The 26,349-nt window shown below is 77.2% G+C and carries 22 protein-coding genes; 13 read left to right on the forward strand and 9 right to left on the reverse strand.

Translation table 11 applies throughout. From position 1 onward, the window contains the following. Positions 1–67: 67 nt before the first annotated feature. The 9 genes from ACIF8T_RS07215 to ACIF8T_RS07255 all read left to right on the forward strand — a co-directional run bounded on the left by ACIF8T_RS07215 (position 68) and on the right by ACIF8T_RS07255 (position 11,687). On the forward strand, positions 68–1,321 hold the full coding sequence (locus tag ACIF8T_RS07215; protein ID WP_400032066.1) for a PP2C family protein-serine/threonine phosphatase: 1,254 nt from the start codon (positions 68–70) through the stop codon (positions 1,319–1,321). Positions 1,322–1,383: 62 nt separating this feature from the next. After that, on the forward strand, positions 1,384–2,445 hold the full coding sequence (locus ACIF8T_RS07220; protein ID WP_400032068.1) for a hypothetical protein: 1,062 nt from the start codon (positions 1,384–1,386) through the stop codon (positions 2,443–2,445). 56 nt (positions 2,446–2,501) lie between these two features. Next, positions 2,502–2,882, forward strand: a complete 381-nt coding sequence (locus ACIF8T_RS07225) for a hypothetical protein (RefSeq protein WP_400032070.1) — start codon at positions 2,502–2,504, stop codon at positions 2,880–2,882. 4 nt (positions 2,883–2,886) lie between these two features. After that, on the forward strand, positions 2,887–5,505 hold the full coding sequence (locus ACIF8T_RS07230; protein WP_400032072.1) for a caspase family protein: 2,619 nt from the start codon (positions 2,887–2,889) through the stop codon (positions 5,503–5,505). Further along, positions 5,505–6,878 (forward strand): extracellular solute-binding protein, encoded by a 1,374-nt coding sequence (locus ACIF8T_RS07235; RefSeq protein WP_400032074.1) that lies wholly within the window; start codon positions 5,505–5,507, stop codon positions 6,876–6,878. The genes ACIF8T_RS07230 and ACIF8T_RS07235 overlap by 1 nt, the downstream gene beginning before the upstream one ends. Before the next feature lie 324 nt (positions 6,879–7,202). Continuing rightward, a complete protein-coding gene (locus ACIF8T_RS07240) occupies positions 7,203–8,546 on the forward strand; it encodes a helix-turn-helix domain-containing protein (protein WP_400032076.1) in 1,344 nt (447 codons plus the stop codon). A gap of 135 nt (positions 8,547–8,681) precedes the next feature. After that, the gene (locus tag ACIF8T_RS07245; RefSeq protein WP_400032078.1) at positions 8,682–9,689 is read left to right on the forward strand and encodes a permease; all 1,008 of its coding nucleotides are present in this window, start codon (positions 8,682–8,684) and stop codon (positions 9,687–9,689) included. Next, a complete protein-coding gene (locus tag ACIF8T_RS07250; RefSeq protein WP_400032080.1) occupies positions 9,686–10,624 on the forward strand; it encodes a TIGR03943 family putative permease subunit in 939 nt (312 codons plus the stop codon). Before ACIF8T_RS07245 ends, ACIF8T_RS07250 begins: the two co-directional genes overlap by 4 nt. A 211-nt stretch (positions 10,625–10,835) precedes the next feature. Continuing rightward, positions 10,836–11,687, forward strand: a complete 852-nt coding sequence (locus tag ACIF8T_RS07255) for a GAF and ANTAR domain-containing protein (protein WP_400032081.1) — start codon at positions 10,836–10,838, stop codon at positions 11,685–11,687. Positions 11,688–11,698: 11 nt separating this feature from the next. On the opposite strand, the gene ACIF8T_RS07260 is transcribed toward ACIF8T_RS07255, so the two are convergent. The 4 genes from ACIF8T_RS07260 to ACIF8T_RS07275 all read right to left on the reverse strand — a co-directional run bounded on the left by ACIF8T_RS07260 (position 11,699) and on the right by ACIF8T_RS07275 (position 16,166). Further along, a complete protein-coding gene (locus ACIF8T_RS07260) occupies positions 11,699–12,475 on the reverse strand; it encodes a hypothetical protein (protein ID WP_400032082.1) in 777 nt (258 codons plus the stop codon). Positions 12,476–12,597: 122 nt separating this feature from the next. Beyond that, the gene (locus ACIF8T_RS07265; RefSeq protein WP_400032083.1) at positions 12,598–13,584 is read right to left on the reverse strand and encodes a nucleoside hydrolase; all 987 of its coding nucleotides are present in this window, start codon (positions 13,582–13,584) and stop codon (positions 12,598–12,600) included. Positions 13,585–13,674: 90 nt separating this feature from the next. Continuing rightward, positions 13,675–14,952, reverse strand: a complete 1,278-nt coding sequence (gene thrS, locus ACIF8T_RS07270) for a threonine--tRNA ligase (RefSeq protein ID WP_400032084.1) — start codon at positions 14,950–14,952, stop codon at positions 13,675–13,677. A gap of 251 nt (positions 14,953–15,203) precedes the next feature. After that, a complete protein-coding gene (locus tag ACIF8T_RS07275) occupies positions 15,204–16,166 on the reverse strand; it encodes an LAETG motif-containing sortase-dependent surface protein (protein ID WP_400032086.1) in 963 nt (320 codons plus the stop codon). A 254-nt stretch (positions 16,167–16,420) separates the two neighbouring features. On the opposite strand from ACIF8T_RS07275, the gene ACIF8T_RS07280 reads away from it, so the two are divergent. The 3 genes from ACIF8T_RS07280 to grpE all read left to right on the forward strand — a co-directional run bounded on the left by ACIF8T_RS07280 (position 16,421) and on the right by grpE (position 19,219). Further along, a complete protein-coding gene (locus ACIF8T_RS07280) occupies positions 16,421–18,133 on the forward strand; it encodes a glycoside hydrolase family 13 protein (protein WP_400032088.1) in 1,713 nt (570 codons plus the stop codon). A gap of 193 nt (positions 18,134–18,326) precedes the next feature. Beyond that, positions 18,327–18,656, forward strand: a complete 330-nt coding sequence (locus ACIF8T_RS07285; RefSeq protein ID WP_400032090.1) for a J domain-containing protein — start codon at positions 18,327–18,329, stop codon at positions 18,654–18,656. A 14-nt stretch (positions 18,657–18,670) separates the two neighbouring features. Then, on the forward strand, positions 18,671–19,219 hold the full coding sequence (gene grpE / locus ACIF8T_RS07290; protein WP_400032092.1) for a nucleotide exchange factor GrpE: 549 nt from the start codon (positions 18,671–18,673) through the stop codon (positions 19,217–19,219). Positions 19,220–19,953: 734 nt separating this feature from the next. Here the strand turns inward: grpE and ACIF8T_RS07295 are convergent. Together ACIF8T_RS07295 and ACIF8T_RS07300 are read right to left on the reverse strand one after the other, a co-directional pair. Then, positions 19,954–20,463, reverse strand: a complete 510-nt coding sequence (locus ACIF8T_RS07295) for an FxLYD domain-containing protein (protein WP_400032094.1) — start codon at positions 20,461–20,463, stop codon at positions 19,954–19,956. Positions 20,464–20,518: 55 nt separating this feature from the next. After that, a complete protein-coding gene (locus tag ACIF8T_RS07300; RefSeq protein WP_400032096.1) occupies positions 20,519–20,893 on the reverse strand; it encodes a DUF6479 family protein in 375 nt (124 codons plus the stop codon). A gap of 313 nt (positions 20,894–21,206) precedes the next feature. On the opposite strand from ACIF8T_RS07300, the gene ACIF8T_RS07305 reads away from it, so the two are divergent. Further along, on the forward strand, positions 21,207–21,626 hold the full coding sequence (locus ACIF8T_RS07305) for a DUF5994 family protein (protein ID WP_400032098.1): 420 nt from the start codon (positions 21,207–21,209) through the stop codon (positions 21,624–21,626). A gap of 166 nt (positions 21,627–21,792) precedes the next feature. Here ACIF8T_RS07305 and ACIF8T_RS07310 read toward each other — a convergent pair whose 3' ends face one another. From ACIF8T_RS07310 to ACIF8T_RS07320, 3 genes are all read right to left on the reverse strand, one after another. Continuing rightward, positions 21,793–22,956, reverse strand: a complete 1,164-nt coding sequence (locus tag ACIF8T_RS07310; RefSeq protein WP_400032100.1) for an amidinotransferase — start codon at positions 22,954–22,956, stop codon at positions 21,793–21,795. A 276-nt stretch (positions 22,957–23,232) separates the two neighbouring features. Continuing rightward, positions 23,233–25,371: a bifunctional polysaccharide deacetylase/glycosyltransferase family 2 protein gene (locus ACIF8T_RS07315; protein WP_400032102.1), complete on the reverse strand. Its 2,139-nt coding sequence runs from the start codon at positions 25,369–25,371 to the stop codon at positions 23,233–23,235. Beyond that, positions 25,371–26,285, reverse strand: a complete 915-nt coding sequence (locus ACIF8T_RS07320) for a hypothetical protein (protein WP_400032104.1) — start codon at positions 26,283–26,285, stop codon at positions 25,371–25,373. The genes ACIF8T_RS07315 and ACIF8T_RS07320 overlap by 1 nt, the downstream gene beginning before the upstream one ends. Positions 26,286–26,349: the final 64 nt, after the last annotated feature.

Consider the following 26,349-nt stretch of genomic DNA (forward strand, 5'->3'; position numbering starts at 1 on the left):
GCCCGCCCCCGGCCGGCCCGGGGCGGATGCGGATGCGGGGCGTGGGGGCCCGTGTTTGTCTGGGGCCGTGGAACGCGGCGCCGGGGGACACGGCCTGCACGACCGGTACCACCGGGCCGGGCGGGAGGACGTCGCGCGCCGTCAGCAGCTGCTGCGCGTCGGGGACCGCAGCGTCGGCTGGGTGCCGCCGCTGCTGCTGCTCGCGGCGATCCCGCCGGTCGACCTCAGCACCACCGGCCACTTCCGGATGATCTCCTGGGTGGTGCTGGTGCCCGGCATCGCCGCCGCGCTCTGCGGGGTGTGGGGCACGGCCGTGTTCGCGGTGCTCGCGGTCGTCACCTACATGGCCGTGGACAACGCCTGGCCGCACGAGTACCAGTCGGGACCGGCCGACTTCGTCCTGGTCGCCATCGGCGGCGCCCTCGCCACCCTCGCCTGCGCGGTCCGGGTGCGCGGCGAGAACCGGGCGCTGCACATGCGGGACGTCACCGACACGATCCGCCGCACCGTGCTGCGCCCGCTGCCGCCCGGCTGGGGCGGCCTGGACCACGCCGGCGTGTACCTCACCGCCGACGCCCAGGCCCGCGTCGGCGGCGACTTCTACGACATCCAGCCCGGCCCGTACGGCACCCGCGTCCTGGTCGGCGACGTCCAGGGCAAGGGGCTCGGCGCGGTGGAGGCGGCGGCCGCGCTGCTCGGCACGTTCCGGGAGGCGGCCTACCACGCCGAGGACCTGGCGACGGTCGCCGACCGGCTGGAGACCCGCATGCTGCGCCACCGCGCCCACACCGCGGCCCTCGGCCGCGGCGACGGCGACCGCTTCGCCACGGCCGTCCTCATCGGCTTCGGCCAGGACACGCCCGGCACGGTGGAGCTCGTCCTCTTCGGCCACGAGCCGCCGCTGGCCGTCGCCCCGGACGGCGTCCGCGCCCTGCCCGCCGGCGCCGCCGACGGACTGCCCCTCGGCTGCGGCGACCTGGGCCCCGGCCCGCCGCGGGTGCGGCGCGTGCCGCTCGCCCCGGCGGAGACGCTGCTGATGGTCACCGACGGGGTCACCGAGGCGCGCGACGCCGAGGGGGTGTTCTACCGGCTCGCCGAGGAGGTGGCGCGGGCGGTCGCCCGGGACCCGCGCACCGCCGAACCGGCCCGGCTGGCCGCCTTCGTCCGGGACGGCACGCTGCGGCACTGCGGCGGCCGGCTCGCCGACGACACGACGATCTTCGCCGTCCGGCCGACGGGAGCGCCCGTGGGCCAGCGCGTCGAGCCGTGGACGGTGCCGGCGGCGGGCGAAGGCCCCGAACGGGGACGTTTGCAGGGCTGAGGCCCCCCTGCGCAGCCGCAGCCGTTACCGTGCTGCCGTAGTGATCGACAGGGGAGGGGACCATGCCCGGAACCGTGCTGCTGGTGGCGGCCGCGCCGCTGGGCAGGGGGCGCCTGGTGGACGCCGCGTCCGTGCTCCCCGTCCTCGCCGCCGTCCCGCCCGCCGTGCTCGCCGGGACGGACACCGCCAACGTCGTCGAACTCGCCGACCCGCTGGAGCCGCAGGCCGTCCTCACCCGGCTGCGCGCCGCCGCGGCGGCCCCCGGCCCGCTGACCGTGTACGTCACCGGCCAGCTCCAGCTGGACCGCCGCCAGCGCCTGCCGCACCTGGCGATGGCGCGCACCACCCCGCAGACGGTCCGCTACACGGCCTTCCCCTGGCACTGGTTCCGGGAGGAGCTGCGGCTGCGGCCGGGCGGCGCCACCACCCTGGTGCTCGACCTGCACGCCGACCCGGAGAGCTGGCGGTGGCTGCGCTCCCACCCCCTGGACTCGGGCCGGAACAACGCCGTCTACGGCCGCATCGCGCCGCCCCCGTCCCGGCGGTCGGTGGCGGCACCGGCGTACATGAAGGCGGTCGCGACGATCCTGCGCAGCGGCCGGCGTCCGCCGCTGGAGCAGCTGCACCAGCAGGCGCTGGCGCGGATCGCGCCGGAGAGCACGGGCGCGGAACTCGTGCTGGCGGCCGCGGAACCGGGCGGCGGCGACCCGCACGCCGCCCTCACCGCCGCCGTCCAGGCCGGCCGGCACGCCGACGCCGACGCGCTCGCCGCCCGGCACGAGGAGGCCGCCGTACGGGCGCACGGGGCCGGGTCGGCGGAGGCGCTGCACTGGGCGGAGGTCCGGGCGGACCTGGCGATGTTCGCCGGGGACGCGGTGCTCAGCTGCCGGACCTGGCTGGCGGTGGCCGAGGCGCGGCTGAACGCCGGCCAGCCGGCCGACGCCCCCGCCGTGGAGGCGGCCGTGGACCGGGCGCACCACCAGTGGGGCCGGATCGGGGACCCGGCGCGGGCCCGTGAACTCGGCCCGGCGCTCGCCGCGCTGCGCGGCCGGGTGCCCGGCCGCCGCGAGGGAGCCCTGGACCACGTCCGGCGGCGGCTGAACCGGCTCCAGACGCAGAACTGAGCCGCCCGCGTCCCGACCCTCCCCCGCGGGCACCGGCGGTGCCATGATGGTGAGTCATGGCTGAGGGGGACGGAGTGGCCGATACGGACGCGGCCGGCCAGGGCATACGCGTGCGGCTGGACGGCACGGCGAGCGAGAGCGACATCGGGGCGCTGCGCAAGTGGCTGGAGCGGGAGAAGGCGCTCGACGAGCTGGTGCGCGCGGGACGGCTGCGGATCCACGAGCGCAGCAGCTCCGACGAGGAGACCGGCGCGCCGATGGGCGTCGGCATGGAGATCGTCGTGGCGGTGGTCGGCGGCGCCGCCTCCGTCCTCATGCAGGAACTGCTGGTCCAGGTGAAGGCCGCCGTGGAGGCCTGGCGGGCCAACCGCCGCGACGTGGAGGACGGTGAACCGCCCGAGGGGCAGGCCGACCCGGTGAACCTCGACGACAGGTAGGCCGGTGGACCGTTTCGACCCGCGCGGGCTGGTGAACAGGGCGCTGCTGGTCGGGGTGTCCGAGTACGACCTCACGGAGCCGCCGCACGGCGTGCCCGGCGACCTGCCGGCCGTCAAGCACAACGTGACGCGGCTGCGGGAGGCGCTGTCGCACGGCGGGGTGTTCGACGAGCACGAGATCCGGAGGCTGCGCTCGCCGTCCCAGGACGAGTTCGGGCACGCGCTGCGCACGGTCGCCGCGGAGGCCGAGGGCCTGCTGCTGCTGTACTTCGCCGGGCACGGCGCGATCCCGAGCGCGGGCGACGAGCTGTTCCTGCAGATGCGCAACGCCAGCGTGATCGCGGGCGGCCACGCGGTGTTCCCGGGCGCGGAGATGTTCACCACCGTGCTGACGGTGCTGGCGACCAGCCCGGCCCGGCGGATCGTGGTGGTCCTGGACTGCTGCTTCGCGGGCAACGCGGCCTGGATCCGGGAGACCTTCCACGACCGGCGGCGCGTGCTGCTGCTGATGAGCGTGCAGGCCAACCACCGGATCGACGCGGGCGACCCGAGGACGCCGACGCCGTTCACCGCCGAACTCGCCCGTCTCCTGGAGGGAGAGGGGGAGCTGGGGTTCCGCGACCTCGCGGACCGGCTGCGGGAGCGGATGGCCGCCGCCGGCCACCGCACCGTGCGCGGCGAGCCGTGGGAGCCGCAGAGCCGCACCGAACCCGACGAGGACGTGCTGCTGGCGGCCCCCGAGCCCCGGACGCCCCCGGCCTTACGGCCGCCCGGCCCGCAGCCGGCCCCGGGGCCGGGGGACACCCGCCCGAGACCCCCGGAGCGGGAGCCGTGGGGACGCCGGGCCCGGGCCGTGCTGCTCGGCCTGCTGCGCGCGCCGGCCGCCCGGCCGGGGCCCTCCCGGCTGCTCGGCCTGCTGCGGCCCGGCCGCCGGGCCCTGACCCGGCTCGTCCTCCCGCTGGTCGCCGCCGCCCTGGCCCTCGGCTCGTACGGGCTGTTCGCCCTCACCGGCGGCCCCGTCTCCTGCGTCCCGCCGCTGGAACTGCGCGTCCTGACCGATCCCGACCTGGAGCCGACGGTCCGCTCCGCCGCCGACGCGTACCTCACCTCGGCCGCCAACACCACCGGCGACGGCTGCCGCCGCACCGGCATCACCGTCTACAGCGCGGGCTCCTCCGACGTGGTCACCGCGCTGCGCAAGCAGACCGCGGCCTGGCAGGAGCCGCACGACGACACCAACCCGCAGCGCGACATCGGCCCCCAGCCCGACATCTGGATCCCGGGCTCGCGGGCGGACGTCGCCCGGGTCGCCGACGGGCAGGACACCGACGCCGCCGCCGTCCTGCGGGCCGACGACGAGCCGCTCGCCTACTCCCCGATCGTGCTGGCCGTCCCGCACAACCTGGCCGCCGAGCCGCTGCCCGACCGCATGGACCGCACCCTCGGCGCCATGGTCGCCGCCCTGCTGGAGCGGGACGCGGACGCCGAGGTGCGCCGCCCGGACCCGGAGTTCACCGACGCGGCGCTGCTCGCCACCATCGGCCTGTACGGGCCCGGGATGCGGGACGCGGCCCGCGCCGAGCGGCTGGTGGCCCCGGCGGGCCCGCCCGCGCCGACCGCCGCCGACCTGATGTGCACGCTGCCCGACGACGACGCCGTGGACAACCGCACCGCCGCCCTCGTCCCCGAGTTCCTGATGCGCACCGGCGTCGGCTGCGACGGCGCCACCCGCAGTCCGCGCATCGCCCAGTACCCCGAGGACGTGCCCGGTCTGGAGCCGCTGTTCGTGCGGGTCCGCTGGCAGGGCGCCGACCGCGACCGGGACGCCCGCGACGGCGCGGTCGAGGACTTCCACGACTGGCTGACCGGGCAGGGGGGCCGCGAGGTGTTCGCCGGGGACGGCTTCCGCGCCGCCACCGGGCACAGCCGGGCCCTGCTGGACCCGGAGCGCGTCGCCGCGGGCGTGCTGCGCGCGCCCGCCCCGCTCGACGAGTCCGCCGGCCGGGACGAGATGGCGGCCGCGCTCGACGGCTACCGGGGCGCGCGCGGACCCGGCCGGGTGCTCTTCCTGCTCGACAGCTCCGGCTCGATGGCCGGGCGGTGGCAGGGCCCCAGCGGCGGCCCGGGCCTGCTGCGGCAGTCGCTGGGCGGCCTCGGCGGGCAGGACGAGTACGCCGTGTGGGCCGTGGCGGACACGGCGGGGGAGCGGCCGTACACGACGCTGCTGCCCTTCGGCGGCCACCGGCGGGACGCGGCCGGGCGGGCCCTGGACGAACGGGCCCGGACCCGGGACGCCGAGGCCGACCCGCACGCGGCGCTGCTCGCCGCGTTCGGCGAGATGGAGCGGCGCGGCGCCGACCGCCGCCCGCAGCTGATCGTCTACGTCACCGACGACGAGGACGCGGACCGGCTGGCCGGCGACCGCCTCGGCGAGGTGCTGGCCGCGGCGGGGACGGCGCGGGTGCCGGTGGCGATGGTGTCGCTGGAGAGCGGCGGCTGCGACCCGGGCAGGCCGGACCGCCGGATCTCGGACGAGAGCGGCGGCCGCTGCCTGGACGCCGGCGACGACCTGGGCGCGGCCCTGCGCGACGAGGTCGCCCGCACCGGAACGGGGGAGGACTGATGGCCCGGCGGTTCCTGGCGCTCCTGGCGGTGCTGCTGACGGCCGCGTGCACCGGTGGTGGCGGCGGCCCGGACCCGGCCGCGTCGTCCTCCGGCGACGTGCCCGGCGTGATCGTGGTGGCCAGCGGCCAGGACGTCACGGGCCGCAACGGCGTCCGCCGGCGGCTCATCGACGCCTGGAACGAGCGCCAGCGCGAGGAGGGCTCCGACTTCCGCGCCCGCCTGGTGGAGCTGCCCGGCAGCGCCGACGAGCAGCGCAGCCAGCTGCTCGGCGCCCTGCAGTCCGGCGGCGCCGCCTACGACGTGGTCAACCTGGACGTCACCTGGGTGCCGGAGTTCGCCGCCGCCCACCTGATCCGCCCGCTGCCGGAGGGCCTGGTCGACGGCGACGTCATCAGGCCGGTGGCCGACACGGCGCGCTGGGACGGCCGGGTGTACGCGGCGCCGTTCAACAGCGACGTCGGCCTCCTCTACTACCGGCGCGACCTGCTGGAACGGGCGGGCGTGGAGCGGACCGACCTGAGCGCCGGCCTCTCCTGGCAGGAACTGCGCACCCTGGTCGACACCCTCGACGACGAACTGCCCGAGGAGGCGTACGACAAGGGCTGGACCACCCAGCTCGCCGCCTACGAGGGCCGTACGGTCAACGCGGTGGAGGCGTTCGTCTCCGCGGTGGACGGCCTGGCGCTGGTCGACGGCGACGGCCGCTACAGCGCGGACGCCGGCGAACTGGCGGCGGGCATCGCCGAGCTGCGCCGGCGCACCGACAAGCCGTACCTGCTGCCCGGCGCCCTCACCTCCGACGAGGCCGCCTCGCTGGGCGACTTCGCGGCCGGCCGCACCGCCTTCCTGCGGCACTGGCCGTACGCCTACGGCACGCTGTACCGCACCTTCACCGAGCGGCAGCTGGGCGTGGCCCCGCTGCCCGGCCGGGCGGTGCTCGGCGGGCAGAACCTCGCGGTGACGGCCGGTTCGGAGCGGGCGGGCAAGGCGACCGAGCTGATCCGGTTCCTCACCGGCCCGCGGAGCGAGCGCTGCCTGCTGGACGCCGGGTTCGCCGCCACCCGCACCTCGGCGTACCGGGACGACGGCGTGCGCTGCCCCCTGGCCGGTGCCACGCCCTCGGCCGCGCCCACCGGCGAGCGCGCCGACAGCATGCCCCGCGACGAGCGCACGGGCCGCCCCGCCTACGCCGAGAAGATCCTGCTCCCGGCGCTCCAGCAGGCCGTCCACCGCCCCCGCACCCCGCTGTACGGGGCCTTCACCCAGACCTTCGCCGCCCAGCTCGGCCCGCTGCTCACCGACAGCCCGCCGGACGACGCGGCCCTGGCGAGGCGGCTGGACGCGGCCCTGCGGCGGGCGCTGCCCGACTGAGGGACCGGCCCGTCCCGTCCGGCCGGTGCGGGCGGCCGGTGCCGCGGGCGCCCGCCGGGCCCGGGTCAGCCGGTGCCGCGGGCGGCGGCCGGGTGCGGGGCCGGCGCGGCGCAGGGCGACGGGCCGGTCCCGCGTTCGCCGCCAGCAGCAGCGTGGCGACGGCGACGACGGCGGCGGCGAAGCCCCTGGCACGGCGCTCGGTGGTACGGGTGCGTTCCAGCACGGCGACCTCGCAACAAGCGACGGGTTAAACAGGGTTAATCCCCGGTTTAACCTAGGGGCTGTCCAAGCCGGACGGCAAGGCTGGCGGGGGGAGTCGGAACGGTGGGGGATCGTGACGACCCGGGCACCATCGGGCGCCGGGTGCAGCGGCTGCGGACGGCCCGCGGCCTGACCCAGCGCCAGCTCGCCGAGCCGGTGTACACCCCGGCCTACATCTCCACCCTGGAGGCCGGGCGGGTACGGCCCTCCGACGACGCGCTGCGGCACCTCGCCGGCCGGCTCGGGGTCGCCTTCGAGGAGCTGGCGACCGGCCGGCCCGCCCGGCTCCCCACCGAACTGCGGCTGCGGCTCACCGAGGCCCGCCGCACCCTCGCCGTCGGCGAGACCGAGGCCGCGGCACGCCGGTACGGCGAGCTGCTCGCCGAGGCGGAGCGGCACGACCTGGCCGAGGAGGCGGCCGCGGCGCTGCTCGGACTCGGCGAGTGCGCCGTGGAGACGGGCGAGCTCGTCACCGCGCGGCAGTACTTCGAGCGCTCCGAGGCCCGGCTCGCCGCCGCCCCGCTGCCCGCCCGCGTCCCGGCCCTGCGCGGCCGCGCCGTCACCCACTACCTCGCCGGCGAACTCCGCTACGCCGTCTACCTGCTGGAGTCCGCCCTCGACGAGCTGAACCGCGGCGGCCTGCACGACCCCGACGCGCTGCTGCTGCTCTACGCCAGCATCATCGGGCCGTACATGGACATGGGCGCGCACGCCCGTGCCGCGCAGGCCGCCGAGTTCGCGCTCGCGCTCGCGCCCCGCGCCGGGGACCCCGCGCTGGTCGCCCGCATGCACCGGTCGGTCGCCCGCACCCTGCTCGCCGAGGGCCGCCTCGCCGAGGCCGACGCCTCGCTGGCCCGGGCCGCCGACCTGTACCGCACGCTCCAGCTGCGCACCGAGCTCGCCAACTGCCACTGGATGCGCGGCTACGTCCACGCCCAGAACGGCCGGCTGGAGCACGCCGAGGACGAACTGCGCGAGGCCCTGCGCATGCACGCCGCCAAGCGCGCCACCCTCTACGGCAGCCAGGTCGCCGTCGAACTGGCGGACGTGCTGCACCGCCGGGGCAGGTCCGCGGAGGCGGCCGACCTGCTGCACGGGGTGCTCGGCGACCTGTCGTCCGAGCGGGGCGCGGTGCACGCCGCCGCCGCGCACCGGCTGCTCGGCATCATCGCCGAGGACGCCCGGGACACCGAGCGGGCCGAGGAGCACTACGTGCGCGCGCTGAGCCTGCTGGAGCGGGCGGGCGCCGCCGGCGACCTCGCCGACCTGTGCCGGCTGCTGGGCGACCTGCTGCGCCGCACCGGCCGGGTGGAGGCCGCGCTGGACGCGTACCGGACGGGGCTCGGGCACCGCGGGGACCCCGGCACGACCACCCTCGGGCCGGCCCCCGCACAGCCCCCGCTGTGAGCGCGCCGGGCCGGCGCACAGCGCCACCGGCTAGCCTGCTCCCGGAAGTGGACGACCAGGGCGGCGGGGGCCGCCCGTGACGCCGCACCCCGCCCGCGCGTGAGCCGGACGCGGGACGGCCGGGCGTGGGGAAGCGTGGAGAACCAGCGGACGGTGGCCGACGGCCTGCGGCTCGGCGTGCGCGCCCTGGTGTACGCGGTGCTCGGCGGGGCGGCGCTGCTCGCCATCGCCACGGTGGTGTCCGTCCTCGGGCCGGTGCTCGCGCTCGACCTGTACACCCCGCCCGTCGCCGCCTGGTGGACCGTCTTCACCGCGATCACCGTCCAGGGCGTGCCGTTCCTGCTGCTCGGCACGGTCGTGTCGGCGGCGATCGGCGCGTTCGTGCCCGAGCGCGTCCTCACCCGCCTGCTGCCCCGCAACCAGGCGCTCGCCGTGCCGGTCGCGGGCGCGGCCGGGGTCGTGCTGCCCGGCTGCGAGTGCGCCTCCGTCCCCGTGGCGGGCTCCCTGATGCGGCGGGGCGTCGCCCCCGCGGCGGCCCTGGCCTTCCTGCTGTCGGCGCCCGCGATCAACCCGGTGGTGCTGGTGGCGACCTCCGTCGCCTTCCCCGGCCAGCCGCAGATGGTCCTCGGCCGGCTGGTCGCCTCGCTCGGCACGGCCGTGGTGATGGGCTGGCTGTGGGCGCGGTTCGGCAAGGAGGAGTGGCTGCGGCTGCCCCGGCGCCGCACGCCCGCCGCGTCCGGCGGCGGCGCCCGCGCCTTCGTCGCCGGGCTCCAGCACGACTTCCTGCACGCGGGCGGCTTCCTGGTGGTGGGCGCCGCGGCGGCGGCGTCCTTCGCCGTCGCCGTGCCCCGGTCCGTCCTGGACGTGTTCACCGGCTCCCCCTGGCTCCAGGTGCTGCTCCTCGCCGTCCTGGCCGTCGTGCTGTGCGTGTGCAGCGAGGCGGACGCGTTCGTGGCGGCCTCGCTGACCGGGTTCTCGCCCACCGCGCGGCTGGTGTTCCTGGTGGTCGGCCCCATGGTCGACCTGAAGCTGATCGCCCTGCAGACGGGCACCTTCGGCCGGGCCTTCGCGCTGCGCTTCTCGTCCGTGACCTGGCTGGTGGCGGTGGCCGCCGGCGTGCTCGTGGGGTGGTGGCTGCTGTGAGGCGCCTCGGACCGGCCGTCCTGCTCGCCCTGACCGGCGCGGCGATCCTGCGGGTCGCGCTCTTCAGCGACCTGTACCTGCGGTACGTCCAGGCCGGGCTGCGCCCCTACCTGGTCGTCTCCGGGGCGGTCCTGGTCGTCCTGGCGGCGGTGGCGGCGGTCGCGTCCCGCACGGACGCCGGGCACACGGAGGCCGCCGAGCACCCCGCCCCGGCCCTCGGGGACGGCGGAACTTCCCCCGCCCCGGCCCTCGGGGACGTCGGGACCTCCTTCGCCCCGGCTCCCGGGGACGGCGGAACTTCCCCCGCCCCGGCCCTCGGGGACGTCGGGACCTCCTTCGCCCCGGCTCCCGGGGACGGCGGAACTTCCCCCACCCCGGCCCTCGGGGACGGAGGGACCTCCCACGCCCCGGTCCCCGCGGACGGCGGAACCTCCCACGCGCACGGTCCGCGCGTCGCCTGGCTGCTCACCCTGCCCGCCCTGGCCCTGCTGCTGTTCCCCCCGCCCGCCCTCGGCTCCTACAGCGCCGAGCGCGAGGCGGCCGAGCGGGCGGCGCGGGGCGTCGGCACCTTCCCGGCCCTGCCGGCCGGCGACCCGCTGGACCTCCCCGTCGGCGAGTTCGCCTCCCGGGCCGTCTACGACAGCGAGCGCTCCCTGCGCGGCCGCACCCTGCGCCTCACCGGTTTCGTCACCCGTGACGACGACGGCACCTGGTACGTCACCCGGCTGCTGATCTCCTGCTGCGCCGCCGACGCCACGACCGCCAAGGCGGAGGTCCGCGGCGCGGCCGCCCCGCCCGCCGACACCTGGGTCACCGTCACCGGCACCTGGCACCCGGAGGGCGCGCTCGGCTCCGACGCCGCCTGGCCGCCGGTCCTCGACGCCACCGGCGTGCGGCGCACCGCGCAGCCGGCGAACCCGTACGAGAAGCGGTGACGGGCGCCCCGGCGCCCGGCCCCGACGGGACCGGGCGCGCGGAGCCTTCGGGGACACCTGGTGAAGGCCTGGGATCCGGGGGTTTCGCCCTGGGGGCCAGGGGTAGTCGGGGCTCGTTTCCGAGCGGGCGGCGGCCGGCCGGTTCCCCTGGGAGCGGGCCCGCTCCGGGAGGCCGTCGACAGTGCACAGGCCGCGGTGATCGAAGGAGGCGTTGACCGTGCGGCCCAGGGACGACCCCAACGGCGCACCCGGCGGCGACCCCTCCCCGCACTGCTCGCGGGGCGACGAGTGCAGGGACGAGCGGACCGCCCACCGGGTCCGGGAGCCGTACCCGGGCGCGGAGCCGTACCCGGAACGGGCACGGGCCGCCCAGCGGATCACCGAGAGCGTGCGGGGCGCGGAACCCGGGGAGATCCCGGGACGGCTGTGCGCGGTGGCGGTCGAGCTGCTGCCGGTGACCGGCGCGAGCGTGTCGCTGCGCAGCGAGGGCATGCCCGTGCAGCTGAGCGCGAGCAGCGACCGGGCCGCGCACCTGGCCCACATCCAGGCCACCCTGGGCGACGGCCCCTGCCAGTACGCCCTGCAGACCGGCGCGCCCGTGCTCGCCTGCGACCTGACGACGGGACAGGACGCCCTGCGCTGGCCGGTCTTCGCCCAGCAGGCGACGGCCGCCGGGGTGCGGGCGGTGTACGCCCTGCCGCTGGGCAGCGACTCGGTGTGCGTGGGCACCCTCGACCTCTACCGCGACACCCCCGGCGCGCTGACCGAGCGTCAGCTGTACGTCGCCCAGCTGGTGGGCGCGGTCATGACCGTCGCGCTGATGGCGCTGCCGCACGGCGAGGAGCAGGAGACGCAGAGCGGCGAGATCTGGCTCAGCGGCCTGGCCGCCGACCACGACGCCGTCCACCAGGCGATCGGCATGATCATGGCGCAGCTCGGGGTGGGTGCCGAGGAGGCGCTCGCGCGGCTGCGGGGCGACGCCTTCGCCCGCGGGCGCACCGCGCTCGACGTGGCCCGGGACGTGGTCGCGCACCGCAGGCGGTTCGACCGCGACCGGCCCTGACGCCGGCCGGATCAGACCAGCGCGCGGCCCCGCTGCCGGATGTCGGTCAGCCGCCGCGCCCCGAGTTCGACGGCGGCCCGCGTCACCTCGGTGTCCAGGTCGCCGTAGCCGCCGTGCGTGAGGGTGATCGCGTCGTCGCCGACCCGGACCACGGCGGCCTCCACGGTGACGTACGCCTGCTCGCCGTCCGCGGTCTGCGCGGCCACGACGACGCGCACGCCCGCGCGGGCGTCCCCGGCCTCCGGCAGCGCCACCTCGGTGACCTCGGCGTGGGCCTCGGTGCCCCGGACGGTCGTGGCGGTGAACTCGCCGCACCGGCCGGGCAGGGAGGCCAGCCAGGCCACGGCGCGGTCCACGTCGGCGGGGCGGTGCGCGGCGACCTGGTAGTGGAGCTGGGCGCCGGAGCCGTCGTCGTCGAGGGCGGCGACGGCCCGGGCGCCGGCGGGGGCGCCGAGCAGTTCCTCGGTGTAGAGGACGTCGAGCAGCCGCCGGCAGTCGGGGTCGTCCGTGCTCCCCTTCAGCATCTCGTCCCGCCAGGTCGCCGCGCCCCGCGTCGGCACCCACGGCTCGCCCAGGTCGGCGGGGGTGACCAGCGCCGCCTCGGCCTGGGCGGCGGTGAGGGCGGCCGGGGAGGGCGCGGGCGGCGCGGCGGCGGAGGTGGAAGGCGCGGACTCGGACGCCGGCCGGGGCGCGGGCCGTCCCTCGGCGGAACAGGCGGCGCTCCACAGGGCGGCCGCCGACAGTGCCGAGGCGAGGAGCACGCGGGCGGCGGCCGGGGGACGGGTCATCGGGGGTGCCTCCTGGAGGGCCGGGCGGACCGGGATCGGTACCTGTTCCTACGGCACCACCCGGTGCGGGGCGCGACCAGCGCGGCGGTCCGTCCGGGTGAGAGGCCGGGCCGCCCGGCGGCCTACGTCCCGCCGGCGCCCTCCACCGTCGACAGGTACAGCTTCACGTACCGCGCCACGTCCACGTCCCACCCGACGTCCACCAGCGGCTGTGGGCGGATCCCCTCGTGGAGCTCGGACTCGCCGGGGCGCGGGCGCCGGTCGACGACCGTCATGCCGCGGGTCGGGCCCGGGGCCAGCGAGACCTCCACCGGCAGGCGGTGCGTGACCAGGCCGCGCGGGTCGGCGACCGCGCACACCGCACCGGCGTCGCCCAGCCCGCCGGCGTCCTCGTCCGGGTCGCCGGGCCGGCCGGCCGGTGTGGCGGGACGGTGGGCGAGGAGGTCGCCGGCCAGCCGGGCGCCGGGTTCGGTGCTCGCGCGCAGCCGCCGGACGTCGGCTCCCGGGACGACGACCCGCTGGAAGACGTCCAGCCCGTACATGGTGATCGGCACGCCCGCGGTGAGCAGGACCGCGGCCGCCTCCGGGTCGTGCCAGACGTTGAACTCCGCGACCGGCGTGGCGTTCCCGGTGACCGCCGCGCCGCCCATGAAGACGATCCGCTCGATGTTGCGGGTCACCTCCGGGTGGGTGCGCAGCAGCAGCGCGATGTTGGTCAGCGGCGCGGTGGGGACGAGCGTGACCGGGCGCGGGGAGGCCAGGATCGTGCGGCGCAGCAGCGTCACCGCGTCCGTGTCCGCCGGGGCGCGGGTCGGCGCGGGCAGCCCGAGGTCGCCCATGCCGTCGTGGCCGTGCACGTGCCGGGCCGACCGCGGCGGCTCGATCAGCGGGCGCTCGGCGCCCCGGGCGACGGGGACGTCCGGGGCGCCCGCCCGCTCCAGCACGGTGAGCGTGTTGCGGACCACGCCGTCCACGTCCGTGTTGCCCGCCACGCAGGTGACCGCCCGCAGGTCGAGGCCCGGGTGGCGGACGGCGAACAGCAGGGCCAGGGCGTCGTCGACGCCCGTGTCGCAGTCGATGATCACCGGCAGGGGAGGGTCGGTCGTCACGACGGGGCTCCTTCCGCCGGTCCCGCGCGGGGCCGGCCGGGGCCCGCGCGGGACCGCGCGTGTGCGTGCCTGAGTACCTGTACGGCGACCCTACGCGCCCCGGCCGCCCGGCACCGGCCCGGTGTCCCACAGCCCGGTGCCCCGGGCCGCCACCCGCTCCCCGATCCGCCGCAGCAGCTCCGCGACGGGCACGGCCCCGGGCCGCCGCCCGTCCCGCAGCCGGACCGCCACCAGGCCGCCGCCGGCCTCCCGCCGCCCGAGCACCGCCTGGTAGGGCACGAGCCGCGCCGCCCGGATCCGGGCGGCGAGGCTGCCCTGCTCCGGCCCGGCGAGCTCGGCCCGCAGCCCCCGTGCCCGCGCCTGCCGCACGACCTCCTCCGCCCGGTCCGCCTGGGCGCCCGCGACCGGCAGCACCACCAGCTGGACGGGGGCGAGCCAGGCCGGGAAGGCGCCGCCGTGCTCCTCGACGAGGTGCGCGACGGCCCGCTCCACGCTGCCGACGACGCTGCGGTGCACCATGACCGGGCGGTGCTTCGCCCCGTCGGCGCCGACGTAGTGCAGGCCGAACCGCTCCGGCTGGTGGAAGTCGATCTGCACGGTGGACAGGGTGGCCTCCCGGCCGGCGGGATCGGTGATCTGCACGTCGATCTTCGGGCCGTAGAACGCGGCCTCCCCCTCGGCCGCCTCGTAGGGCAGGCCCGAGCCGTCGAGGACCTCGCGCAGCAGCGCGGTGGCCCGCCGCCACAGCTCCGGGTCGGCGACGTACTTGCCCCCGCGGTCCGCGCCGCTCCCGCCGTTCCCGCCGGGCAGGGACAGCCGGTACCGCGCCGCGCGGATGCCCAGGTCGGCGTAGGCGCGGCGGATCAGGTCCAGGGCGGCGCGGGCCTCCCCGGCGGCCTGCTCCAGGGTGCAGAACACGTGCGCGTCGTTGAGCTGGATGGCCCGTACGCGGGTCAGGCCGCCGAGCGCGCCGGACGGCTCGGAACGGTACATGCCGCCCAACTCCGCGATGCGCAGCGGAAGTTCGCGGTAGCTGCGGGAGCGGGAGCGGTAGATCAGGGCGTGGTGGGGGCACAGGCCGGGCCGCAGCACGACCTCCTCCGCGCCCAGCCGCATCGGCGGGAACATGTCGTCGCTGTAGTGGGACCAGTGTCCCGAGAGCTCGTACAGTTCCCGTTTTCCGAGGACCGGCGAGTACACGTGCCGGTAGCCGGCCGCCCGCTCCGCCTCGCGGACGTACTCCTCCAGGGCGTGGCGGACGACGGCGCCGTCGGGCAGCCAGTACGGCAGCCCCGCGCCGATCAGCGGGTCGGTGTCGAACAGGCCGAGCTCGCGGCCGAGCCGGCGGTGGTCGTGCGCGGTGTTCACGGTGGCCTCCTCACGGAGGGCGAGCACCGCACGGCGAAGCCCCGGGGCGCTCGCCCCGGGGCTTCGTCACTGGATCAGCTGTCAGCGCGCCGGGACGGGGTCCGGCGTCGTCGTGGAGAACGGCACGGCGCGCTGCATGCATCCGACGCTAGCGACGCCGGCCGGCCCCGGCGACCGCTTTTCCCCGCTCCGGGGCGGGGCCGGGCGGTCCGGCCGGCCGGACAGCTCGCGCCCCTGCCCGCCGGTGCGGCTCAGCCCCGCGCCGTGCGCTTCCTGCGCGTCGCGACGACGAGTGCCGCGCCGCCCGCGAGGAGGACCGCCGCGCCGATCGCGAACGGGCCGGTGCTGCCGTCCGCGCCGGTCTCGGCGAGGTCGCCGCCCCCGCCGTTCGGCGTGGCCGCCGGGGCGGCGGACGACGCGGCGGTGGACGGGGCGGCGGTGGACGGGGCGTCCGAGGGCCGCCCGGCGGCGGGCGCGGAGGACGCCGGCTCCGTGGCGGGCGGCGCCGGCTCCGAGGCGCCCGGCGTGGCCCCGGCCGGCTCGGAGGCCGACGGCGCCGGCGTGGCCGGGGGCTGCGAGGACGGCGGGGTCGCGGTGGTGCAGTCCTCCGTGCCGCCGTTCCAGGCCGCGATCAGCTTGTCCTTGATGACCGGCCGGTCCGGGCCCTGGGGCAGCTCGCCGTGCTGGAAGCCGTCGTCCGCGTCGAGCTCGCCGTCGAACTTCACCGCGCCCCGGTACAGGTCGACCTGCGCGAAGCAGCCCCGGTCCGGGACGGCGATGTCCAGGGAGCCGGTCTCGCCGGGCTTGACCGTGACCGTGTCGAAGTCGACGAAGACCTGCTCGCCGGAGGTGGCGAAGGTGGCGCCGTGGGCGAGGTAGGAGGCGAGGGAGGCCGTGCAGGTGGTCGCGTCGCCGGCGGCGCGGACCCGGACGTGGACCTTGCCGTCGTCGGTGGGCCGCAGGCTCTGGTCGTCGACCTTGACGGAGTCCTGGAAGACCGTGCCGTCCAGCGAGAACTGGCAGCGGTCGGTTCCGGTCTCCGTGCCCGCGCCCGTGCCGGGCCGGTAGGAGCCGCCGGACGACCAGCCGTCACCGCCGGGCGCGCCGTGGGCGGCGGCCGTGGCGGCGGAGGCGACGGTGGCGGCGCAGAGGGCGAGCGTCGCGGCGCCCGTCCCCAGCAGGCGTCGCGCGGTGACACGTCTCGCTATGGACATGCGGATCCCATCCTGGGTGTGCCGGAACCCGGCGACGGCAGCAGGGCAGCACGCGGCGGCCGGCCGTCCCGGGGGTGAGTGGTCGAAGAAACACTGGGCCCATCGGTCATATGCGCCCCAGTGCGCCCCCATCGTGGCGGGGCCCCTCCACCCTGTCAACCTGCGGGAACGCGCGCGGAGTTGGCGCGTCGTCACACGATCGCCACACAAGGAACGATCAGATCCGCCTGTCCCGGTGGTTCCTTTTTCTGCCAATGTGGACAGATTTCTTGCTGTCGCTCGCACCGCACCGCAGAGGAGACCGCGTGACCGATCGCCCGACCAACGATCTCTCTTCCCGCGACCCGGACTGGTGGCGGCAGGCCGTCGTCTACCAGGTCTACCCCCGCAGCTTCGCCGACGCCGACGGCGACGGCCTCGGTGACCTGCGCGGCATCACCCGCCGCCTGACCCACCTGGCCGCGCTGGGCGTCGACGCCCTGTGGATGAGCCCCTTCTACCCGTCCGAGCTCGCCGACGGCGGCTACGACGTCGCCGACCCCCGGGACGTCGACCCGCGCCTGGGCACGCTCGACGACTTCGACGCCCTGGTCGCCGAGGCGCACCGCCTCGGCCTGAAAGTGATCGTCGACATCGTCCCCAACCACACCTCGCACCAGCACGTGTGGTTCCAGGAGGCGCTGCGCGCCGGCCCCGGCTCCCCGGCCCGCGACCGGTACGTCTTCCGCGACGGCCGCGGCGCGCACGGCGAACTCCCGCCCACCGACTGGCAGTCCGTCTTCGGCGGCAGCGCCTGGCAGCGGGTGCCCGACGGCCAGTGGTACCTGCACCTGTTCGCCCCCGAGCAGCCCGACCTGAACTGGGCGAACCAGGAGGTCCGCGCCGACGTGCGCGCCACCCTGCGGTTCTGGTCCGACCGGGGCGTGGACGGCTTCCGGGTCGACGTCGCCCACGCGCTCGCCAAGGACCTCAGCGAGCCGCTGCGCGACCTCGGGGCGCCCGAGCTGAGCCGCGAGGGCGCGCTGACCGAGTTCCCGCCCGGCACCCACCCGTTCTACGACCGGGACGAGGTGCACGAGATCTACCGCGACTGGCGCAAGATCCTCGACGCCTACGACCCGCCCCGCATGGCCGTCGCGGAGGCCTGGGTGCCCGGCGCCCGCCGCGCGCTGTACGCCCGTCCGGACGAGCTCGGGCAGGCGTTCAACTTCGAGTACCTCCAGACGCCCTGGGACGCCGGCGCGCTCCGGCAGGTCATCGGGGACTCGCTGGCGACCGCGCGGGCGGTCGGCGCCTCGGCGACCTGGGTGCTGTCCAACCACGACGTGGTCCGCCACGCCTCGCGGCTGGTCCTGCCGCCGGACACCGACCTGGACGCCTGGCTGCTGTCCGGCGGGCGGGCCCCGGCCGCCGACGGGGCCGCCGGGCTGCGCCGCGCCCGGGCGGCGACCCTGCTGATGCTGGCGCTGCCCGGCTCGGCCTACGTCTACCAGGGCGAGGAGCTCGGGCTGCCCGAGGTCGCCGACCTGCCCACCGAGGTCCTCCAGGACCCGATCTGGGAGCAGACGGGCCACGTCCGCAAGGGCCGGGACGGCTGCCGGGTGCCGCTGCCGTGGACCACGACCGGACCGTCGTACGGCTTCGGGCCCGGCGGGGCCTGGCTGCCGCAGCCGCCCGGCTTCGCGGAGTACGCCGTCGAGGCGCAGGACGGGGTGGAGGGCTCGACGCTGGAGCTGTACCGCACGGCCCTGCGCCTGCGCCGCAAGCTCCTCGACGGCGAGGAGCTCGTCTGGGCCGAGGAGACCCCGGACGGCGTCCTGCAGTTCGACCGCTCCGACGGCTGGCGGTGCGTCGCCAACCTCTCCGGCGCGGCCGTTCCGCTGCCCGCCGGCGAGGTGCTGCTGAGCAGCGCCCCGCTGGAGGACGGGCGGCTGGGCCCGGACACCACGGTCTGGCTCGGGCGGTAGCGCCCGTACCGCGCCGGCGGCCGGCGTCCCCCGGGCGCCGGCCGCCGACGGGGGAGCCGGGGGTGCCCGGGCGACGCCGCCCTCCCCCGTCCGCCCGCCCGGACTTGACAACAGGGCGCTCAAGTTTTACTCAGACTGTGCGGGGGGACGCACGCGAACCGCAGGTCACGGGGCGGGGAGGTGGCTGACACAGATGACGCGCACGCACAGCGGCGGCCCGGCCGACGACCCGTACGCGGTGCTCGGCGTGGACCCCTCGGCCCCCGCCGCGGAGATCACCGCGGCCTTCCGGCGCCGGGTCAGGGAACTGCGCCCCGACACCCGGGTCGACCCCGTCACCGCCGAGCGGTTCGGGCGGGTGCGGGACGCCTACGAGACCCTGCGCGACCCCGGACGGCGCGCGGCCCACGACCGCGGGCGCGCACCCGCGCCACCCCCCGCCCCGGCCCGCCCGGCGCGCCGCGCCACGGTGCCCGAGCCGCCCCTGCGGGCGGGCCCGGTCCGGTGGGACCCCGCACCCTGACCCCGGGACCGCCGATGGACGAGACGCGCGACACGGACGACGTGCAGGACGTACGGGAACTGCGCCGCCTCCTGCGGGAACGCACCGCCGACCTGCAACGCGTGAAGGCCGAGTACGACAACTACCGCAAGCGGGTGCGGCGCGACCGCCTGGCCGTGCGGGAGATCGCGGTCGCCAACGTGCTGACCGCCCTCCTGCCGGTGCTGGACGCCGTCGACCGGGCCTGCGCGCACGAGCCCCTGACGCCGGGGCTGAAGGACGTCGCCGACACGCTGGCGAGCCGGGCCGGCGCGCTGGGGCTGGTGGAGTTCGGCGAGGTCGGGGACGTCTTCGACCCGGCCCGCCACGACGCGCTGACCCACCACGTCTCCCCGGCCGCCGACCGGCTCGTCTGCACGGCGGTGCTGCGCCCCGGCTACCGGCTGGGCGACCGCCTGCTGCGCCCGGCCCACGTCGAGGTCACCGGCCCGCCCCCGCCCGGCTCCGGGGACCGGCCCGGGGACGCGGACACCCCCGGCGGCCCGGCCCTCCGGACGGCCGGCCACCGCGGGCCGCCCGCGTGAGGACGCGCCGGGACCGGCTCCCCGGAGGCTTGTGGACCTGCCCCTCGGGCCCGGCCTTCCGGACGGCCGGCCACCGCGGGCCGCCCGCGTGAGGGCGCGCCGGGACCGGCTCCCCGGAGGCTTGTGGACCTGCCCCTCGGGCCCGGCCTTCCGGACGGCCGGCCACCGCGGGCCGCCCGCGTGAGGGCGCGCCGGGACCGGCTCCCCGGAGGCTTGTGGACCTGCCCCTCGGGCCCGGCCTTCCGGACGGCCGGCCACCGCGGGCCGCCCGTGTGAGGGCGCGCCGGGATCGGCTTTCCGGAGGCTTGTGGACCTGCCCCCTCGGGCCCGGCCTTCCGGACGGCCGGCCACCGCGGGCCGCCCGTGTGAGGGCACGCCGGGATCGGCTTTCCGGAGGCTTGTGGAACTGCCCCCTCGGGCCCGGCTCTCCGGACGGCCGACCACCGCGGGCCGCCCGTGTGAGGGCACGCCGGGACCGGCTCCCCGGAGGCTTGTGGAACTGCCCCCCCGGCTTCGGCCTTCCGGACGGCCGACCATCGCGGGCCGCCCGCGTGAGGACCCGCCGGGACCGGCTCCCCCGGAGGCCTGTGGACCTGCCCCCCGGGCCCGGCCCTGCCCGTCGGCGCCGGACGTCTCCGGGCGGTGGCCGTGTTCCGCGGCGTGAGTGCGACGAGCGGGCAGATCCGGACCGGCGTGGCCGCACCCGCGCCGCGCGCCGGCCGGGCGACGGCCGGTCAGTAACGCAGTGCCCGCGCCACCTCCGCCTCGACGGGGCCGGACAGGTCGCGGTGGCCGCGGGCGGTGGCCGTGCCGGACCCGCCGGGCGGCACGTCGCCGACGGTCAGGACGACCGTGTCGAGCAGGGTGCCGTCGCGGTCGGTGAACTCGACCTGCACCACGAAGGACCTCTCCGAGCCGGTGGTGTTGCGCGTGGTGACCTCGACGACGGCCCGGCCGTCGGTGACGGTCGGCGTGCCGAGCCGCACCTGGTCACGGGCGTCGAGGCCGCCGGTGAGTTCGTCGAGCCTGCGGTCGGCCTCGGCCGTCGCCGACTCCAGGGACTCCGAGGCGTCCGACAGCGCCTCCGAGGCCTCCGCGGCGAGTGAGGAGGCCGCCGACTCCGCCCCGCGGCCGGGGTCCGTGGCCGCGCCGTCCTCGCCGGAGCAGCCGATCGGTCCGGCGGCGAGGACCGCCGCCAGGACCGCCGCGGCGCCCGCCCGCCGTGCTCTGCGGTGATCCGCCATGTCCCGCCTCCCGGGGAGCCGCGCGGACCGCGGGGGTCCGCGGGCGCGCGCCGGATCACACGTGACCCGGGCCGCCGCTGCCGAAGCCGCCGCTGGAACCGGGCGTCCAGCGCGGACGCTGCTGGTCCTTGCCCGTCTTGGTCTGGGCGCGGTGGAGTTCGTGGGGCAGCAGCCGGTCGTTGTCGACCAGCGTGACCGGCATCTCGTCCGCCTCGCGTATCTCCCTGGCCTCGCGGACCGGGCCGCCGTCCGGCAGGTGCGGCTGCTCCTCGGGGCCCGGATGGTGGATGTCCTTCTCCATGACCCGCATGCCCATGCGCACGGCCCAGATCAGCGCGCCGGCGATCACCAGCCCGCCGATGAAGGCCGCGGCCACGGCGCCGGCGTGGTCCGACGAGGCGGCCAGTACTTCGTACGTTGCCGTATCCATAACCCGAGTATCACGGACGAATTGCGAATAAGCTCCTGGTTTGCCCGGGCAACTTGAGCGGCTCCGACAGCCGCCGCCGACACGGCGGGAAGGCGCGGGCCGGACGCCGTGCGCCCCGGTGGTGCGGGGGCCCCGCACCGCGGCACCGACGCCGCCGGCCGGGGGTTCGCCGGGGCACCCGCGGGTATCTCGCAACCGGTGGCCGGGCCGGCTCCCGCGCACGACGACCCTCCGCGCACCAGGCACCGCCGCCCCACGGGCCGCGGCTCCGCCACCTTCACCGCCGTGTTCCCGTCCTTCGCAGGAGCCCTCGATGACGTACGCCTCGACGCCCCCGTCCCCGCCCCCGCTCCCCGCCCCGCCCGAGGTCCGGCTGCGCCTCGCGGTGCCCCCGGCGCAGGGCAGCACGGCCCGCCGCATCGACGGGGCCTGGTGGCCGTGGACGTACGACCTGGCCGCCGAGCTGCCCGGCTTACTGGGCGTGCTGCCGCGGGCCTGGGGCCGGATCAGCAGCGTGCGCGTCAACGGGGACGGGTGGCCGGAGTGCCCGGAACGGATGATGGTCGCCGGGCAGCCGGTGCGGGTGCGGCGGAGCGGCCTGCCCAGGGAGCCGCACACCGTGTGCCTGCTGGCGCCCGGCCGCGGCCGGTGGGACCTGCTCGTGGTGCCGCCCGCGGCCACGGCGGCGGAGGCCGGGCGGCTCATGGAGCGGGCGGTGGCGCGGGGCGCCTGAGCGCCCCGCCCGGCCGGCCACGTTCGGGCGCTCCCGGGCGGCGGCGGGACGGGCCGCGTGACAGAGTGCGGTCCGAGGGAAGACCGGGCCGGGCCGTCGCGTCCCCACGTGTGCAGCTCGGGAGCCCGGTCCGGCCTTCCCCGCCCGCGCCCCGCCCCGGGCCGCGTCAGTCGACGTACGACTCCAGCGTGCCGCGGCGCCGGACGTCGAGCGTCGCGCAGTGGAACGAACCGCCGAACGGCGCGTAGTGCAGCAGGTCGCACGGGATCGGCTCGAAGCCCCACTTCTCCAGGGCGCGCAGCATGCCGGTGTGGTGGCGCTCGGCGATCACCCGCTTCTCGTCCACCATCAGCACGTTCATGCTGAGCCACTTGCCGCACATCGAGGTGACCTTCAGCAGGTTCTCGTCGATCGGGTCGGGCTCGGGCGCGACCAGCACGTCCCACGAGCGCAGCACGTCGGGCAGCCGGCCGGCGTCGACGTACTCCGGGTTGACCAGCACCTTGCCGGGCGCGAGCAGCACGAACGTGGTGTCGATGTGCATGGGCGTGCGGCAGCGGCTCTCGATCTCGTGGATGCGGTAGCCCGGCCCGAGGTGGCGGCGCAGCCAGTCGATGCCCATCCGGTTGGTGACGTTGCTGCGCGTCACGAACAGGTCGCGTCCCGCGCGGACGAAGTCCGCGGCGTCGAACACCGGCTCGAACTCGGTGAGGATGTAGCGCATCGGCTCGCCGGCCCGCGGGATGCGGAAGTCCGGGTCGAACAGCTCGTCGGTGAGCTGCGGCTTGGGCGCCGACGTCCAGCGCGCGCCGCGCCGGAAGTAGTCCTTGAGGAGCGGCCGGTAGGAGTGGGTCTCGAAGTACCGGCACGGCCACGCCATCGGCGTCTCGATGATCTCGTCGCCGATCACGAGCATGCTGTCGCGCGGGCAGGTGTTGCAGAAGCCGCGCGACGACCAGTCGGGCGTCCCGAAGCTCCTGCGGTGGTCGACCGCCTCCGGGCGGCGGACCGTGACGCCGAGGGACTCCAGCAGGGCGACGAAGCCGTCCAGTTCCTGCTGCGCCCGCTCGATCATCACGCGCGGGTACTTCATCCCGGCGGCCAGCCCCTGCAGCCGCGCCGCCCACGGCGGCATGTTGCAGCCCACGACCGGGTGCTTGGAGGGGATCGTCGCGCCGTCGAGCCGCCCGACGACGATCTCCTCCAGCGGGTCCCACTCGTTGTGCGAGTTCACCGGTGGGAGGTGGGTGCCGGGGGTGGCGCCGGTGTGCACCGGGGTGTGGTCGCCGAACACCGCCGACGGGGAGTCGGACCCTCGCACTACGCCCATGTTCCACCGCTTTCACTCGCAGGAACGGCCCTTCGGCCATGGCGGACGTGTTACTCAAGGTGACGTGCCGGGTGCCAGGTGTGCCCGGCTTCCGTCGAGTGCCCCGCTCCGGGATGTTTCATGCACCTGTGTCCCGGCACCCCTCCGGGCCCGGTGCCGGGCCGGGGAACGCCCGGGGGACGCGGTGTCAGGTCCGCGTCCCCCGGGCCGCTGGGAGGCGCCCGGCCGCCCGGGAGCTCGGCGTCCCGCTCCGGCGCACGCGCCCCTCGCGCACGCTCAGGGCTCGCGCGCGGACGGCTGCGGGGGCAGCACCACGTCCCCGGTGCGCCGGAGCCGCTGCCACGGCAGCCGGTACCCGTTGAGCGCGGTCAGGCAGGCCTGGGCGAGGACCAGGTACATCACCTGGCGGTAGACGACCTGCTGGAGCGGGAGCGCCCACAGCGGCCCCAGCGGCTCGCCGTCCAGGCGGAACGCGTACGCGGCGCAGACGGACTGCACCGCCAGCACCCCGCCCCAGGCCAGTGCCGTCGCGAGCCGGTCGCCGAACACCAGGCCGTACAGGGTCATGAGGTCGATCAGCGGGGCGAGCAGCGGGGTGAGGATCTGGAAGACCGCCAGCGACGGCAGCCCGACCCGGCCGAAACGGCCCGCGTGGCCGCGCTCCAGCAGGGCGTGCCGGTGCTTCCACGCGGCCTGCAGGGTGCCGTAGCTCCAGCGGTAGCGCTGGCGCCACAGCTCCCGCAGGGAGGCCGGCGCCTCGGTCCACGCGAGGGCGTCCGGCACGTAGCGGACCTCCCACCCGGCCCGGTGCAGGGCCATGGTGATGTCGGTGTCCTCGGCGAGGGTGTCCCCGCTCATCATCCCGGCGTCCCGCAGCGCCGGGACGCGGAACGCCCCCACGGCACCGGGGACGGTGGGCAGGCAGCTCAGCAGGTCGTACATGCGCCGGTCGAGGTTGAAGCCCATCACGTACTCGATGTGCTGCCAGGCGCCGAGGACGGTGCCGCGGTTGCCGACCTTGGCGTTCCCGGCGACGGCGCCGACCCGCGGGTCGGCGAACGGCTGGACGAGGCGGCCCACCGTCGTCGGGGCGAAGACGGTGTCGGCGTCCAGCAGGACGACGAGGTCGTGCGAGGCGCGCAGGATCCCGGCGTTGAGGGCGGCGGGCTTGCCGCCGTTCGGCCGGCGCAGGACGATGGCGCCCGTCTCGGCGGCGAGCGACTGCGCGATGTCGGCGGTGCCGTCGTCGGAGCCGTCGTCCACGACGACGATCTCCACGGGGTGGTCGCTCGCGGCGAGGGAGCGGAGCGTCTTGGCGATGCACAGGCGCTCGTTGTAGGCGGGCACGACGACACTGACGGGACGGGTGACCGGCCGGTCCCGCCCGCCGCGCGGAGGCCGCCGGCGGGCGTGGTGACGGGCCAGGACGAGCAGCAGCAGGCACCGGGCGAGGACCAGCGCCCCGACCACCAGCAGCAGCACGCCGACGACCGACACGGCGGCGCCCGACACGCCCACGGCGGTCACGAAGACCCGGCCCCGCCACGCGTCGCCGGTGCCGACGGGGGAGGTGAATCCGCCGGTGCCGACGACGTCCGCGAGCGTCGCGAACCGGTAGCCCCGGTCCTTCAGCCGGGGGATCAGGAGACGGAGGGCGGCCACGGTCTGGGACCGGTCCCCTCCCGCGTCGTGCAGCAGGACGACCGCCCCCCGGCCCGCGCCGGGCAGGGCCGCCGCGGCGATCGCCCGCGCCCCCGGCCGCTGCCAGTCCCGGGTGTCCCGGTCGATGAACGCGAGCACGTACCCCTTGCCGCCCAGCCGCCGCGCCACGTCCCACGCCGGGCCGTCCAGGGCGGAGGGGACCGAGGAGTAGGGCATCCGCAGGAGGGAGCTGTTGACGCCCGCGGCCCCGGCGAGGGCGAGCTGGGTCAGCGCCAGCTCCCGGTCGACGGCCGCCGCGGACTGGGTGGTCAGGTCCCGGTGGGAGAAGGTGTGCACGCCGATCTCGTGACCGGAGCGGAGCAGGTCGCGCACGACGTCCGGGTGCCGGGCGGTCTGCTGCCCGGTGACGAAGAAGGTGCCGGGTACGCCGTACCGGTCGAGGACGGCCCGCACGCGCGGGGTCCAGGTGGGGTCGGGGCCGTCGTCGAAGGTCAGGACCACGGTCCGGTCGGGCGGCCGGTAGGTGCGCGGCCGCTCGCGGGTCGGGTCGACGACCGGCCCGCCGCCGGCGACCTCCCGGGGGACGCCGGAGCCGGTCCCCGGCGGCCCCCGGCGCTTCTCCTGGTCCCCGGCGAACCCCCTGGTCGTGTACCCGTGGACGAGGAGCACGGAGACGACGAAGGCGAGCAGGACGAGCGGCACGAGGAGGCGGAAGCGGCGCCGGCCCGACGGCCGCGGGGCCCAGCCCGGCATCAGGGGACCCCGGGCACCGGAGTGGGGGCGGGAGGCGAGGGCGGGGTGCCTGTGTCGGTGCCTGTGTCGGCGCCTGTGCCGGTGTCGACGCCGTCGGGTGCGGGTGCGGGCGCGGGATCACCGGAGGGCGGATCACCGGACGTCGGGGGATCACCCGAGGGCGGATCACCGGACGTCGGGGGATCACTGGCGGTCGGACCCTCGGCGCTGGGGCTGCTGTTGGTCGGGTCGTCGGTGCCGGGAGTGCCGCCGGTCGGTCCCTCGGTGCTGGGAGTATCGCCGGTCGGTCCCTCGGTGCTGGGGCTGCCGCCGGTCGGGTCGTCGGTGCCGGGACTGCCGCCGGCCGGACCCTCGGTGCTCGGAGTGCCGCCGGTCGGGTCGTCGGTGGCCGGGCTGTCGCCGGTCGGGGAAGGGGCTGGTGACTGTGCCGGTGCCGGGGGAGGCGGGGTGGCCGTCGGTGTCGTCGCCGGTGCGCCGGGCGGGGCGGTCTCCTCCGCCGCGCCGGGGACCGGCGCCGGGGCGCGCAGGACCGGCGGACCGCCGACGGTGAACTGCGGTACGAGCAGGGCACCCGGCCCGGTGGCGAGCCTGGTGCCGGGCCCCGGCGGGAGGAGCGCGGGAGGATCACCGGACGCCGCGGGCGTACGGTCCGGGGCGTCCCGTTCCTCCGGCGCGGCGGGCGCCGCCGAGTCCCCGGGGACGGGCGGCAGGAGGGTTTCCGGCGCGAAGGGCGTCGCCCCCATCAGGCTCAGTCCCAGCACGGCCAGGTAGCCGGCCGCCAGCCCGGCCAGCGAGTACCCCGTGCGCCGGAGGAGCCGCGCTCGCCGGCCGGTGGCGTCGACGAACACGGGCAGAGGCACACCGGCCGGGGATCCGAGCCTGATCTGTCCCGAATCAGCCCGATTGCGCAGCATGAGCACAGCCTACGACTGCCGCGCGGCGGGGTCCCCGCCCCGTCCGCCGGCCGGACCCGCTGCC

It is taken from the genome of Streptomyces sp. NPDC085946 (assembly GCF_044540485.1).
Taxonomy (GTDB): domain Bacteria; phylum Actinomycetota; class Actinomycetes; order Streptomycetales; family Streptomycetaceae; genus Streptomyces.

What these genes read in the sequence shown, in the direction of transcription:
- ACIF8T_RS07220 (WP_400032068.1), top strand. Translation starts at nt 1,384, where the DNA reads ATGCCCGGAACCGTGCTGCTGGTGGCGGCCGCGCCGCTGGGCAGGGGG.
- ACIF8T_RS07225 (WP_400032070.1), top strand. Translation starts at nt 2,502, where the DNA reads ATGGCTGAGGGGGACGGAGTGGCCGATACGGACGCGGCCGGCCAGGGC.
- ACIF8T_RS07235 (WP_400032074.1), top strand. Translation starts at nt 5,505, where the DNA reads ATGGCCCGGCGGTTCCTGGCGCTCCTGGCGGTGCTGCTGACGGCCGCG.
- ACIF8T_RS07260 (WP_400032082.1), bottom strand. Translation starts at nt 12,475, where the DNA reads ATGACCCGTCCCCCGGCCGCCGCCCGCGTGCTCCTCGCCTCGGCACTG.
- ACIF8T_RS07275 (WP_400032086.1), bottom strand. Translation starts at nt 16,166, where the DNA reads ATGTCCATAGCGAGACGTGTCACCGCGCGACGCCTGCTGGGGACGGGC.
- ACIF8T_RS07280 (WP_400032088.1), top strand. Translation starts at nt 16,421, where the DNA reads ATGTGGACAGATTTCTTGCTGTCGCTCGCACCGCACCGCAGAGGAGAC.
- ACIF8T_RS07285 (WP_400032090.1), top strand. Translation starts at nt 18,327, where the DNA reads ATGACGCGCACGCACAGCGGCGGCCCGGCCGACGACCCGTACGCGGTG.
- grpE (WP_400032092.1), top strand. Translation starts at nt 18,671, where the DNA reads ATGGACGAGACGCGCGACACGGACGACGTGCAGGACGTACGGGAACTG.
- ACIF8T_RS07295 (WP_400032094.1), bottom strand. Translation starts at nt 20,463, where the DNA reads ATGGCGGATCACCGCAGAGCACGGCGGGCGGGCGCCGCGGCGGTCCTG.
- ACIF8T_RS07300 (WP_400032096.1), bottom strand. Translation starts at nt 20,893, where the DNA reads ATGGATACGGCAACGTACGAAGTACTGGCCGCCTCGTCGGACCACGCC.
- ACIF8T_RS07305 (WP_400032098.1), top strand. Translation starts at nt 21,207, where the DNA reads ATGACGTACGCCTCGACGCCCCCGTCCCCGCCCCCGCTCCCCGCCCCG.
- ACIF8T_RS07310 (WP_400032100.1), bottom strand. Translation starts at nt 22,956, where the DNA reads ATGGGCGTAGTGCGAGGGTCCGACTCCCCGTCGGCGGTGTTCGGCGAC.
- ACIF8T_RS07315 (WP_400032102.1), bottom strand. Translation starts at nt 25,371, where the DNA reads ATGCCGGGCTGGGCCCCGCGGCCGTCGGGCCGGCGCCGCTTCCGCCTC.
- ACIF8T_RS07320 (WP_400032104.1), bottom strand. Translation starts at nt 26,285, where the DNA reads ATGCTGCGCAATCGGGCTGATTCGGGACAGATCAGGCTCGGATCCCCG.